The 12,702-nt window shown below is 72.4% G+C and carries 12 protein-coding genes; 2 read left to right on the plus strand and 10 right to left on the minus strand.

The window, feature by feature from the left end; genetic code table 11:
- Window positions 1-117 precede the first annotated feature (117 nt).
- From ACFY2X_RS05100 to ACFY2X_RS05125, 6 genes are all read right to left on the minus strand, one after another.
- Window positions 118-723, minus strand: coding sequence for an energy-coupling factor transporter transmembrane component T family protein (locus ACFY2X_RS05100; protein WP_389932463.1), 606 nt, complete (start codon window positions 721-723; stop codon window positions 118-120).
- On the minus strand, window positions 720-1,394 hold the full coding sequence (locus ACFY2X_RS05105) for an energy-coupling factor ABC transporter ATP-binding protein (RefSeq protein WP_389932465.1): 675 nt from the start codon (window positions 1,392-1,394) through the stop codon (window positions 720-722). Before ACFY2X_RS05105 ends, ACFY2X_RS05100 begins: the two co-directional genes overlap by 4 nt.
- Window positions 1,395-2,549, minus strand: a complete 1,155-nt coding sequence (locus ACFY2X_RS05110; protein ID WP_389932468.1) for a thiolase family protein — start codon at window positions 2,547-2,549, stop codon at window positions 1,395-1,397.
- 1 nt (window position 2,550) lies between these two features.
- Window positions 2,551-4,008 carry an AMP-binding protein gene (locus tag ACFY2X_RS05115; protein WP_389932472.1) on the minus strand — a complete coding sequence of 486 codons (1,458 nt, stop codon included), beginning with the start codon at window positions 4,006-4,008 and terminating at the stop codon, window positions 2,551-2,553.
- Between the two features lie 7 nt (window positions 4,009-4,015).
- The gene (locus tag ACFY2X_RS05120; RefSeq protein ID WP_389932475.1) at window positions 4,016-4,663 is read right to left on the minus strand and encodes a biotin transporter BioY; all 648 of its coding nucleotides are present in this window, start codon (window positions 4,661-4,663) and stop codon (window positions 4,016-4,018) included.
- Between the two features lie 177 nt (window positions 4,664-4,840).
- The gene (locus ACFY2X_RS05125; protein ID WP_389932478.1) at window positions 4,841-5,410 is read right to left on the minus strand and encodes a permease; all 570 of its coding nucleotides are present in this window, start codon (window positions 5,408-5,410) and stop codon (window positions 4,841-4,843) included.
- A gap of 375 nt (window positions 5,411-5,785) precedes the next feature.
- Between ACFY2X_RS05125 and ACFY2X_RS05130 the strand changes: the two genes are divergently transcribed.
- Window positions 5,786-6,487: a TetR/AcrR family transcriptional regulator gene (locus ACFY2X_RS05130; RefSeq protein WP_389932480.1), complete on the plus strand. Its 702-nt coding sequence runs from the start codon at window positions 5,786-5,788 to the stop codon at window positions 6,485-6,487.
- A 116-nt stretch (window positions 6,488-6,603) separates the two neighbouring features.
- Here ACFY2X_RS05130 and ACFY2X_RS05135 read toward each other — a convergent pair whose 3' ends face one another.
- From ACFY2X_RS05135 to ACFY2X_RS05145, 3 genes are all read right to left on the minus strand, one after another.
- Window positions 6,604-6,819, minus strand: coding sequence for a hypothetical protein (locus ACFY2X_RS05135; protein ID WP_389932483.1), 216 nt, complete (start codon window positions 6,817-6,819; stop codon window positions 6,604-6,606).
- Window positions 6,820-7,000: 181 nt separating this feature from the next.
- The gene (locus ACFY2X_RS05140; RefSeq protein WP_389932484.1) at window positions 7,001-8,263 is read right to left on the minus strand and encodes an MFS transporter; all 1,263 of its coding nucleotides are present in this window, start codon (window positions 8,261-8,263) and stop codon (window positions 7,001-7,003) included.
- Window positions 8,264-8,414: 151 nt separating this feature from the next.
- Window positions 8,415-9,029, minus strand: coding sequence for an ATP-binding protein (locus ACFY2X_RS05145; RefSeq protein WP_389932487.1), 615 nt, complete (start codon window positions 9,027-9,029; stop codon window positions 8,415-8,417).
- A gap of 251 nt (window positions 9,030-9,280) precedes the next feature.
- Here ACFY2X_RS05145 and ACFY2X_RS05150 point away from each other — a divergent pair, with 251 nt between their 5' ends.
- Complete coding sequence (locus ACFY2X_RS05150; protein ID WP_389932490.1) at window positions 9,281-10,657, plus strand: helix-turn-helix domain-containing protein; 1,377 nt, start codon at window positions 9,281-9,283, stop codon at window positions 10,655-10,657.
- A gap of 424 nt (window positions 10,658-11,081) precedes the next feature.
- Here ACFY2X_RS05150 and ACFY2X_RS05155 read toward each other — a convergent pair whose 3' ends face one another.
- Window positions 11,082-12,695, minus strand: a complete 1,614-nt coding sequence (locus ACFY2X_RS05155) for an amidohydrolase (protein WP_389932493.1) — start codon at window positions 12,693-12,695, stop codon at window positions 11,082-11,084.
- Window positions 12,696-12,702: the final 7 nt, after the last annotated feature.

The following is a 12,702-nucleotide window of genomic DNA, read 5'->3' on the forward strand; positions in this document are numbered from 1 at the left end:
GGTGGGACGGAGATCCACGGGAAACTCCCCGCGTACGGCTTTGCCGAAGACCCTCGTGGCTCGCCCACGGGGGTCTTCGCATCGGCGGCCGGGACCGTCCCCGGGCTCCGGATCGCGTCAGTCGTCCAGGCCGCGGGCGCTGAGCGCCTCGCCCAGCGCGTCCGCGTGCCGCAACGCGCTCACCACCAGCGGGACGGCGAAGGCCCGCACGCTCCGCTCGACCCCCCTGGCACGCTGGGCCTCACGGACCCGGGAGGCCAGCTCGGCGACGACCGGCACGCTGCGCAGGGTGAGGGAGAGCAGCAGCGACAGGCGGAACGGGTCCAGGCCCAGGTACTTCGCGGGGGCGAGGCAGCGTTCCAGGCAGGCCATCATGGCGGCGGTGCGCGTCGTGAGGGTGACCAGCCCGGCCAGGGCGACGGCGAGCACGACGTGAAGCGTCGAGGACACCGCGCCGGGCAGGTCCACCAGCAGGGCCTGCGTGCCGAACAGGGCCACGGCGAACCAGCGGACGGGCCGGATCTGCGCCCAGGCCGCCACGACGCCCACGCCGGAGACGACGTACAGCAGCACCACGACGGCCACGGCACCCGCCAGAGCCACGGGCGACCGCAGCGGCAGGAGCGCCGTACACAAGACGGCGAGCCCGGCGAGCTTGGCGCCCGCGGGGAGGCGGTGCAGGAGCGAGTCACCCGGAACGTAGGCCCCAGTGAGCCCGTTCAAGACATGAGCTTCCGGTAGTGGTCGATCGCCGCTCCGGGCGCGGCGTCGAAGACGATCCGCCCCCGGTCCAGCACCAGCACGCGGTCGAAGTCCGCCAGCAGCGCGAGGTCGTGGCTGACCACCACCACCTGCTGCGGCAGACCCCGCAGCAGGTCGGCGACCTGGCGGGAGTGGCGCAGGTCCAGTAGCGTCGTCGGCTCGTCCATGACCAGGATGCCGGGTTCGAGCACCATGACCGAGCAGAGGGCGAGCAACTGCTTCTGACCTCCGGACAGGTGGTGCGCGGGATGGTCGGCGTGCTCCTCCAGGCCGTACCGGGCCAGGACGTCCCGCACCCGGTGCTCGATCTCCTCGCGTGACAGCCCTTTGCGCCGTAGGGAGAAGGCCACGTCCTCGGCCACCGTCGGCATCACGATCTGCGCGTCGGGGTCGGTGAACAGGAACCCGACGCTGCGCCTGATCCGGGCGGCGTGGCGGCGGGTGTCGAGCCCGAGAACGGTGACGCTGCCCGAGGACGGCCGGGCCAGGCCGTTGATCAGGCGGGCGAACGTGCTCTTGCCGGAACCGTTGGCACCGATCACGCCCACGCGGCGCTCCGTCAGCGAGACCGTGATGCCGCACAGCACGTCGCGCTGCCCGAGACGCACGTGGACGTCGGTCAACTCGATCACTCACACCACCTCGAACAGGGCGGCGACGCCCAGGCCGCCGCCGACCGCGGCCGTCGCCACACCCAGCGTTCCCGACGGCGCGCCCGACCGCACGAGCCTGCTGAACAGCCTGGTGACCACTACGGCGCCGGTGGCCCCCCACGGGTGACCGAGGGCGAGCGCGCCGCCGTCGGCGCAGATCCGGTCCTCGTCGGCGCCCAGGGGGTCGAGGCCGAGGGCGTCGGTCACCGCGAGCACCTGCGCCGCGAACGCCTCCACGATCTCCACCGCGGCCACGCGCTCCAGGTCCACGCCTGCGCGCCGCAGCACCCGCCGTACGGCGAGCACCGGCCCCCACCCGGGAAGCTCGGGGTCACAGCCGACGACGGAGCCGGCCCGCAGCCGGAGCCCGGGCAGGCCCGCGGCCGCGCGCAGCCGCTCCGGCACGACGGCGACGACCGCCGCGCCGTCGCTGACCGGGGAGGAGTTGCCGGCGGTCACCGTGCCGCCGGGCACGAACGCCGCGGGCAGCCGTGACAGCGACTCCGGCCGCAGGACGCGCGGCCGCTGGTCGGCCACCCGGCCGCCGACCGCGACGATCTCCTGCTCGAACCGGCCCGCCTCGCGCGCGGCCAGCGCCCTGGCGTGGCTCCGGCACGCGTAGGCGTCCTGGCGTTCCCGGCTCACGCCGCGCGCCACGGCGAGCGCCTCAGCGGCGGGGCCCATGTCCGGGTCGGGGTGCCCGGCGGGGACGAATGGCGCCCGCTCGTACGGCACCGCGGCCTCGCCCGCGAGCCCGCGGTGGGCCCGCAGCGGCGCGGTGGAGGCGCTCTCGGCCCCTCCGGCGATGACGAGGTCCATGTCCCCGCCGCGGATCGCCTGACCCGCGAGCAGGATGGCGGCGAGGCCGCTGCCGCACTGCCGGTCCACCGTGACGCCTGGAACGCCGTGACCCATCCCGGCGGCCAGCGCCGAGACGCGCGCGAGGTTCCCTCCGGGCCCCATGCAGTTGCCGAGCACCACGTCCTCGACCGGGACGCCGAGGTGCGCCACGTCGCGGGCGACCGCCCCGATGACGGGTGCGGCGAGTTGGTCGGCCGTCAGGGTCTTGAACGCGTGCGCGGCGGTGCCGATGGGGGTGCGGCGGGCCGCCACGACGACTGGTTGCTCACGCATGTCAGATCAGCCGCCGGATGCCGGGGTCGCCGCCCGCCAGGCGGGCGGCGACCAGGCCGCGCGCCGGCTTGCCCGCAGGGGTGCGGGGCAGGTTCTGGACGGCGTACCAGCGCCGTGGCCGCTGCGCCGCGTCCAGCGCGCCGCGTGCCATCGCCTCCAGCGCCGCCCGTGACGCGCCCTCCCCTTCGACGATCGCGGTGACCACGGAGCCCAGATGCGGGTGCGGTGAGCCGATCACCACGATGTCGCCCACCCCCGGCGCCTTCCTGAGGACCTCCTCGACGTCCTCGGGCACGACGGTGGCGCCGCCGGTCTGTATCGCGCCGTCACCCCGGCCGCGCACCCGCAGGACCTCACCGGGTCGGTACGGCTCCGCCACGTCGCCGACGGTCATCCAGCCGTCGCCGTCCCTCCGCAGCGGGCCCGCCGCGTCGGCCAGGTAGCCCTCGGCCAGCCAGGGCGAGCGCGCCCACACCTCGCCCAGGGACTGTCCGGGCGCCGTCCTGACCTCGATCTCGACGCCGGGAAACGGGCGCAGCCCGGAGCCGTCGGCGTCCACGGCGACGAACGACAACTCGGTGGCGCCGTAGTAGGACACCACGTTCACACCGGCGTCCGCCGCCAGGGCTCGCGCGTCCGCGCTCAGGGCCGCCCCGCCGACCATGGCCGTCCGCAGCGGGCCTCCGGTCTCGCGCAGGGTCTCCAGGACGGCGGGCAGGCGGTGGGGCACCAGGTGGACCACGGTGGACCGCCGCAGGTGGGCGGTCAGCGACGCGTCGGACCAGCGTCCAGGCACGACGGCCGTCGCGCCGGTCGCCAGGGCGTGCACGGCCGCGAAGCCGTACAGGGAGGAGACCAGCGGGCCGGGGATCAGGACGACGTCGTCCGGGCCGATCCCGGCGAGGTCGTTCAGGTGCGGGAACGACGCCGTCCAGGACGCGCGGGTGCGCACCACGGCGCGGGGCCTGCCGGTGCTGCCGGAGCTGAAGCAGGCCCACGCCCGGTCCGAGGGCGAGCACGCCCGGCCGGCGGATGAGACGAACCCGGCGTCGGCCCGGACCGCGGGTGAGGCGGACCCGGCGTGCTCCCGGACCGCGGGTGAGGCGCCGGGCCCGGCCGGCGGTCCCTCCGCGGCGGGCAGCGGCGCGACGATGTGGGCGTCGGCGGGGATCGCGTCCATGATCCGCGCCCGCTGCTCCCGGTCCCAGGCGTGGTCGCACACCAGCGGGGTGGCGCCCGCCAGGTCCGCGGCCAGCACGGCGGTGAGCAACGCGACCGGATCGGCCAGACTGATCGCGGCCAGCGCGCCGCGGCCGACTCCCTGACCGGACAGGTGCCGTGCGCCGTCGCCGATCCTCTTCGCGAGCCCGGCGTAGGTCAGATCGCCTTCCGGGCCGCACACGGCGAGCCGGTGCGGACGGATCGCGGCATGTCGCATCACCTGCTCGGCTACCGGCATGGGCGGGTCAACGCTCCCCGGCGGTCTGGAGCCGCTCGCGGTGCACGGCGGGAACCGCGTCGGGGTAGGCCCGCTGCGTTCCCCTCACCACGAGGGACGCGAGCACCGCCTTGATCAGGTCGCCGGGCAGGAAGGTCGCGCTGAGCAGCGCGGCCTTGCCCAGGGAGAGCCCGGTGACCGCCGCCTGCACGGGGACGCCGAGGAGGTAGACCACCCCGATGCCGCCGGCCAGGCAGGCGGCCAGCAGCCGTGCGAGGCCCGGCGTCCGGCCGCCGCGCTCGACGATCCAGCCGATCATGGCCGCGCCCGGAAGCCATCCGATCAGGAATCCGGCCGAGGGTCCCGTGAAGACGCCCAGACCGCCGCGGCCGCCGGCCAGCAGGGGCAGGCCCGCGGCGACGAGCACGAGCAGGACCGCGACAGCGAGAGCGGCCCGCCAGGTGCCCAGGATCGCGCCGGCGAGCATGACGCCGAACGTCTGCAACGTGATGGGCACCGCGTTGCCGAAGACGTTCAGCGTTCCCGGCAGGCCGAGCACGGCGATCAACGCGGCGAACACGCTGACCCGGGCCAGATCCCCCGTGGGGAACCTGCGGGCTGACGAGGGTTCGGCTCCCTGTCCGGAGTGCGGCAAAGTCTTCCCTTCATCTGTCATGGAGGTGATCCCACACCAGAACGCCCCGGTTCACGAATGGAGGGATCCCACAACATTCTGCGTGATCATCTGAGGGCCGGGCACGTGGCCACCGTACGCGCCCGACCACCGCCACGACGACGCCGGGGTGGGAAGAGCCGACGGGCGGGCCGGACGCCCGGCCCGCCCGCCATCGGGTCAGACGCCCATCAGATCCAGCGCGAGGGTCGCCGCGCCGGCCGCGGCGATCAGACCGGTGACGAGGTTCGCGCGTGATGCCGCGGCGCCGGTCCTGAGCGCGGCCCGGCGGTAGAGGAACGTCCCGGCGAGCAGCAGGGCTCCCTCGATGCAGGCCGCCAGCCATGGGTACTGCCACAGGCCGAGACCCAGGCGGGGCAGGCCGCCGAGGTTGCCCGGCAGCAGGGGCAGGTCGGCCCGGTGCACCAGCAGGTCGAGCAGCCAGTGGGAGAAGACAGTCGCGCCGATGACCGTCCCCGCCCGCCGGCCCCACCAGTGGGCCGCTGCCAGGCCGGTGAGGGCCGCGATGAGCAAGGCCCCCAGCAGCGAGTGCGTGTAGTCGGCGTAGATGACGCCCGCGCCGTAGCCTCCATTGGTGCCGGGCGCGGGTGTGATGTACTCGACGCCGGTGAGCAACAGCGGCACGAAGATGACGTCCAGCCAGACGGTGGCGAGCATCAGGGCCCAGAGCGGGACGGGCCGCTGGGCGGACTTCACCATGGCGGCGAGCCCGAAGTGTCCGGTGATCATTTGTCCTCGGATCGTGGAGAGGGCCAGGGGAGACGGGCATCGAGTGCGCCGACGAGCGCGGCGAACAGGATCACGCCCAGGATGAATGCGATGGCGGGCTCCAGGTCACTAGTCGTGGGGGGGTGGGGCCGAGGCCGGGTTCGGGCCGCGCGCTCGTGGCGGCGGTGACGCCGGAATCGGGAATGCCGGGGAGGGGGCGGCGACGGGCCGTTTCTCGGTCCGGTGTGAGACGCACCGGTGGCCGCAGGCGGCTGCCGGGCCGGCGCGGATGGGTGGGGGTCGAGTTCCTTCGCCGGACGGTGAAGTGAACTGTACCGTACAGGATAGATCTTCTGAACTCAACTGTACAGTTCATATCGTTGGTAGGCTGGGGGAATGACAACGCAGATCCCCAGCGGGGAGCGGGCCGAGCGCAAACGACGGGCCATCGTGGCCGCGGCACGGGAGGTCTTCATCCGCGACGGTTACGAGGCCGGCATGGATCTGATCGCCGCCGAGGCGAACGTGTCGAAAGTGACCATCTACAACCACTTCGGCAGCAAGGAGGCCCTGTTCACCGCCGTGATCCGAGGCGCGCTCGACGAGGCGCTCGGCGCGACGCTGACGGAGGTGCGGGCCCGCTTCGCCGAATCGGACGACCTGCGTGAAACGCTCCTGTGGACCGCGCGCGAATGGGTCCGGAGCATGACCACGCCGCAGGTGCGCGCGCTGCGGAACCTGGTGGCCGGAGAGGTGCGGCGCTTTCCCGAACTGGGCAGGTTCTGGCAGGAGATGGGTCCGGGCAGGTTCCACCCGGTGATCGCCGGAACCCTGCGAGACCGCGTCGCCCAGGGCACGCTGGCCATCCCCGACATCGATGTCGCCGTGATCCAGTACTACGCGCTCGTCCTGTATCCGCACCTGGTTCACACCGCGTACGGCGTGACCCTCGACGCCGACTTCAGCGAGCGGCTCACGACGACCGGCGTCGACATGTTCCTCACCTACTACGGCATGCGGCAGCCGGCCGGCCTGACCGGCGACGACACGGCAGACGGGGGTGAAGAGCGCGATCAGTCGGCGCCGGTGAGCGGGTAGCTCGCGGTGGCTCAGTGGGACTGACGTCGCTGGGCGGCCAGGAGCGCGGCTCGCACGTCTTGGGGCATCTCGACGACGACCACTTCCATACCGAACTCCCTCAGGGCCCCGGCTGCCTATGACCTGGCGACGGTGAAATGCCGGGCGGCGACCAGGTCGGACAGGCATAACACCAGCCGGGGCGAGACCTTCAGCGTGGAGGCCATGTAGAGGAGCTTCAAGGCGTCGGCCGGCACCTTGTGCTTCTGGGCGGACTTCGGCGGCCCCTGGTGGGCCCATGCCTCCACCAGGATCGACAGGTCGTCGCTCGCGCCATCGATCTCCGCGCGCACCCCGTTGGGCGGGTGCCGACGCTCAGCCGCCGAGAGAGTTCGTCATCGTCGAGTGGTCGGCTCGAACGCTCCAGCTCCTCCAGGACGCGGGTCGCGATCGTCGGTGGGGCCACGGCCCCGGTGCCCCTCCCAGGCGTGAAAAGTCAGCCCCCGGCGGTTATGGGGAGGCGTTTTCGCGGTGTCAGGTGGCACGTCCCGAGCGCTCGGGGTCGGGCTGGCGGATGGGAGTGAAGAGCGCGATCATCGCGATCAGCAGGCAGGCGGAACCGGCGAACAGGCAGACCGCGGTGACACCGTAGCGTCCCACCCCCCAGGTGAGCGCGGCCGCGCCCACCGGACCCAGGGAGAAGTGGATGGTCCAGAAGGCCGAGGTGACACGGCCGAGCAGGTGGTCCGGGGTCACCTGCTGGCGCAGTGACATCGAGCAGATCCCGGCCACGCTGACGCAGCCGAGGTAGACGGCCATCAGGGTGGCGACCACGGGGATCTCGCCGGACGCGCCGATACAGGCTATGGCGAGCCCGCTCACCGCGATGGCGCCGATCCACGAGGCGCCGAAGCCCAGCCTGCGGCGTATGGACGCCGCGAGCAGGGATCCGGCGATCGTGCCCATGGCGGCGATCGCGAGGACCGTGCCGACAGTGCCGTCGGATCGGCCGAGATCGTGTTTGAGGTAGTAGATCAGGACGTCGGTCAGGCCGAGCGTCAAGAAGATGAAGAAGGACAGCAGGACGGTCAGGGCACGCAAGACCGGGTGCCGCCAGAGAAAACGAGCACCGGCCGACAGTTCCTGCCAGGGTTTCTGGCGTTGCGGTGCCTCGTCCGCCGGGACGGCGACCCGCCCGCGGAACCGGACGAAGAAGACGGCCGCCGCCGACACCGCGAAGCTCGCCGCGTTGATGGCGATCGACGCGGTCGGGCCGAACTGCCCCGAGACCACCCCGGCGAGCAACGGTCCGGCCACCCCGGCCGCCGCGGAGGTCGCGTAGAGCCGGCCGTTGGCCTCGGTGACGCGGTCGCCGTCGACGAGGTTGCGCACCGCGGTCACATAGGTGACCTGGAAGACCATCCCGATGGCCTCACTGATCGGCAGCACCACATACAGCAGCCAGACCTGTGGGCCGAACCACCAGACCAGCGGAATGAGCCCGTACAACGCCATCCGGGCCAGATCACAGCAGATCAGCAGGGTTCGCCGGTCGAGCTGGTCCACCAGGACCCCGGCGAAGACCCCGGCGCCGACCGACGCCGCACCGGCTATGCCCGTCAGCAGCCCCATCTGCGTGACCGACCCGGTCATGTGCAGCACCAGCAGCGGGATGGCGATGTACGCGAAGGAGTCTCCGGCGACGGAAAGCGTCTGGGCGGCCCAGAAGACGTTGAAGTCGCGGTCCCGCCACAGCGGGCGGGCGGGACCGCGTTCCTTTTCCTCTGTCTTTGTCACGGGGCGAATATGGCCGATTCCAGGCGATCTTCAAAATCGCGTTCTCCGCTCGCCCCGGTGCCGCGCTCTGCGCCTGATGACGGTGTCCCCGTCTCTGGCGCCTACCCGGACCGCGCGTCCCGTAGCGGCCGGGAGGCGCTGCTCGCCGCTTTCACGGTTCCAACTGGAGGTGGGCCGAGCGGCGGCCGAGGTGGAGGGGAGACGGGGAGGTCAGGCGGGTACCCGAGCGGGTGGGAAGGGCGAAGGCCACGGCTTTGGCGGGGGCGTCGGTGGTGAAGGTCGTCGTCGGGTAGGCCCGGCAATGGCCCCGGGAGAGCTCACGGACCAGCAGCAGGCCCCGGCCGTTCTCGGCGAACAGATCCAACACGGTCTGGGGGTGCGACCGGTCCAGAACGACGGGGATCCAGCCCAGATCGGGATCGCCGTCGACGAGCTCGCACCATGTGGGGATGCCGCCCACGCTGAAGACACGGAGCTCGTACGGCGGGCGGGCATGCCTCTCACAGTTGGCGGCGAGCTCCGCCACGACGGTCTCGGCATCGGCGACGTCGTCGCCGGGCACCCCCTCGGCCTGGAGTATCTCGCGCACGACGGCGCGGGCGCGGCGGGAGACCGAACCGGGCCGTAGGAGCCTGACCAGCATGTGAATGTCGCCGTGGGCTTTCCCGGAGGCACCTGGTTCGGCGCTCGTCCTTTGGGTGGAGTCGGCCAGGCGCTCGGCACGGGTGCCGAACGGGTTGGCGGGACCATAGGGGGGTGGCCGCATGCGCGCGCTCCATTGCTGTCGGTGACGGTGTCCAGTAGGAGATGCCATCGGGCGGGCGGAGGAAAGGTCCTCGGGTGGGCGTCACCGCCCATCGCGCGGGCCGCCGGGTGGGGACGGCCGACGCCGCCCGCTGTACGGATCATCGTGTCGGGTGGTCGTTTCCTGGTCGTTTCCCCTGGCGGGTGGAGGCGGAGAGACGTATCAGATGACAATGAGTCGTCAAATGGCAGCGCTATGTAGCGGAGGTGGCCGTGGGCGGGACAGGGCACGGCGAGGGGCGGCCGGAGCTGGTGCGAGCCCGCAAGCGGATGGGGATGAGCCAGGACGCCATAGCCGAGGCGCTGTGGGTGTCGCCGACCACGTGGAGCCGCTGGGAGCGGGGCCGCCAGGAGATCCGTCCGGTCTACCGGGCGCGGATGGCCGAGGTGTTCGGGGTGGACACGGCCGAGGTCGAGCGGTGGGTGGAGGGAGGGGCGCCGGTCGATACGGAAGCCTGGCTGGTTCCGGACTTCAGCGACCTGTCGCCCGCGGCTACCGTCGAAGCGGCTGGGCGACTGTGGAGGTGTGACGTGGATCCGGAGCGGCGTCATGTGCTGGCCGCGCTGCCGTTCGTGCCCGCGGCGCTGGGCGGGTGGCTGTCGGCGTGGAGCTACGGCGCTCCGGTCGCGTCGGCGGCGCGTCAGGGGACCGGCCCGGTCGTCGGGCTCTCCGACGTCCGGCGCGTCGTCGAGGCGCGGCAGGCCTTCGGGCAGATGGACCGCCAGTTCGGGGCGGGGCTGGTGCGCCCGGCCGTGGTCGACTATCTGAACACCGTCGTCGCGCCGTTGCTGCGGGGCCGTTACGACGACAAGGTCGGGGCCGAGCTGATGACGGCGGCCGCCGCGATGACCCAGATGGCGGGCTGGACCGCCTTCGACCTGGATCACCACGGGCAGGCCCAGCACTATTTCGGTCAGGCGCTCAAGCTGGCGAAGATCGGTGACGACCCGTTGACGGGTGCCTGGGTGTTGGCGACCATGACGCATCAGGCGGTTCACCTGGAGCAGGGCGCCCCGGCGGTCTGGCTGGCCCGGGCCGCCGTCGACACGGCCCGTCGGGCGCAGGCGCCTCCCCGTGTCATGGCGATGCTGCTGATCGGTGAAGCGCGAGCGACGGCCATGCGGGCGAGACCGGCCGAGACCGGCGACGCGCACAGTGCCAGGCAAGTAGAGCGGCTGCTCACCGAGGCCGAGCGGGCCTATGCCCAGGGCGCCACCGACCGTGATCCCGCCTGGGTCGCCTGGAACGACGAGCCGGAGCTGACCGCCAGGATGAGCAGATGCTGGAAGCTGCTCGGCGACTACCGGCGGGCGGCCGACTGCGCGGAGTTGGCGGTGCGCGAGTTCACGGCGAAGCGCCCCCGGGCGGCTCAGATCAATCAGGTGAGTGTCGCCGAGGCCTACCTCGGCATGGGCGAGGTGGAACAGGCCGTCGACTCGGCGCGGGCCGCCGTCCCGATGACCAGGTCACTGACCTCTGTCCGCTCCGTCGAGCGCATCCGGAAGTTCTCCGCCCGGCTTGAGCCGTACGGCACGACCGTCCAGGTCAGGGAGTTCCGCGCCTACCTGGATGCCGAGCTCGCCTCCTGAGGGGGCGCGTCCAAAAGCTTCAGGGCGCTCTGGCCGAGCTGGGCAGGAGCGCCCTTGCCAGCTGCAGGGTCAGGATGGCGTGCCCGGAGCGGGCTTCATCCGGGCCACGTCTCGGCGGTAGGAGCTAACCTCGTCGTCGTACTTCATGCCACGCCTGATGAACACCCTGACGCCACCTCGCGCGGTGTCCTGGAGGCTGGAGCGGCCTTACTCCACCGGCAAGACCTTGACGAGGTAGACCCGCGCCCTCGCCGACCTCGGCTGTTCAGCTCCCGTCAGCCCCGGTGAAAGCCGGCTCCGTGTGATCCCCGGCTGGTTCCCAGGGGCAGGGCATCCTCCTGCAGGTGGATGCCCTGCCCCTGGCGCGAAACCACCGGTTGGCCGACATTCGGGTGACCCGAGACCGTCGCCGCGTTCCCGAAGGTCAGCGCTTATAGACCTGCTCCCCGCCGACGAAGGTCATGGCGACCTCGGTCCGCCAGATGTCGGCCTGGGGCTCGGTGAACGGGTCTCGGTCCAGGACGACCAGGTCGGCACGGTTGCCCGGGGCGATCGTGCCGGCGTCGTCGTCGTGATTGATCCACGCGGAACCGGCGGTGTAGGCGGTCAGCGCGGTGGCCAGGTCCAGACTCTGGCCGGGCAGGAACGGAGTCTGCGCCGTCGGATAGCCCGCGTGCACCGAGCCGCCCGGTTCGGTGCGGTTGACCGCCACGTGCATGCCCTGGATCGGGTCGGGGTTGGAGACGGGCCAGTCGCTGCCCGCGCAGAACCGGGTGCCCGCCCGCAGCAGGTCGGCGAACGGATACTGCCAGGCCGAGCGCTCCTCACCCAGGAACGGGATCGTCAGCTCGTCCATCTGGGCGTGGTGGGTGGCCCACAGCGGCTGCAGGTTGGCCGTCACGCCGAGGGCGGCGAAGCGCGGCACGTCGGACGGCTCGATGATCTGCAGGTGCGCGATGTGATGCCGGTTGGCCGGGTCGGTTCCCTCGAAGCTGTCCAGCGCCTCGCGCACGGCCCGCTCGCCGATCGCGTGGAAATGCACCTGGAAGCCGTGCCGGTCCAGCTCGGCGACGTAGTCCTTCAGCAGCGCCGGGTCCACGTACGACAGGCCGGTCCCGCCGCAGCGGCAGTAGGGCTCGATCACCGCGGCGGTGAAGTTCTCGGCGATGCCGTCCTGCATGATCTTCACCGAGGTGGCGCGGAACCGCTCAAGGCCCTCGGCCGACCTGCGGCGCTCCAGGAGTTCGGGGATCTGCTCGGCGCCGCGCGTGCGGTCCCACCAGAGCGCGCCCACGACCCGGGCCTTCAGCGCCCCCGAGGCCGCCGCCGCCACGTAGGTGGGCAGCTGGTCGTCGGAGCCCGCGTAGGAGCCGACGATGGCGTCCTGCCAGCCGGTGATGCCCCTGGAGAACAGGTGGGCCTGGGCGTCCACCAGCGCGTCGGACAGATCCCGCGCGGCAGGACGCGGGGTGAGCAGGCCCACCAGGTCCATCGCGCCCTCGTGCAGCACGCCGCTCGGCGTGCCGTCGGCGTCGCGCTCGATCCGGCCGTCGGCGGGGTCGGGGGTGTCGCGGGTGATCCCGGCGATCTCCAGCGCCCGGGTGTTCACCCAGGCGGCGTGGTGGTCGCGCTGGATGAGGTAGACCGGACGGTCCACGAAGTCGATCTGGGAGCGGTGCGGCAGGCCGCCGGGGAAGGCGGCCATGTCCCAGCCGCCGCCGTCGATCCACTCGTGGCCCGGGCGGGCCTTCGCGTAGGCGGCGATCCGCTCAAGATACTCCGGCAGGCCGTAGACCCCGGACAGGTCGCACTTGGCCCGCTCCAGCCCGGCCTGGACCGGGTGGATGTGGGCGTCGGTGAACCCCGGGGTCAGCAGGCCGCCGTCCAGGTCCACGGTCTCGTGGCCGTGGGCCGCCAGCCGTGCGACGTCGGCCTCCGAGCCCGCGGCGGCGATCCGGCCGTCCCGGACCAGCACCGCCTCGGCGAAGGCGCCGCCGGCGAGGAACGCCCGGCCGCCGCGGAAGAGGGTGTCGCTCACCCGGCCA

The organism is Streptosporangium sp. NPDC000396, assembly GCF_042898655.1.
Lineage (GTDB): Bacteria > Actinomycetota > Actinomycetes > Streptosporangiales > Streptosporangiaceae > Streptosporangium.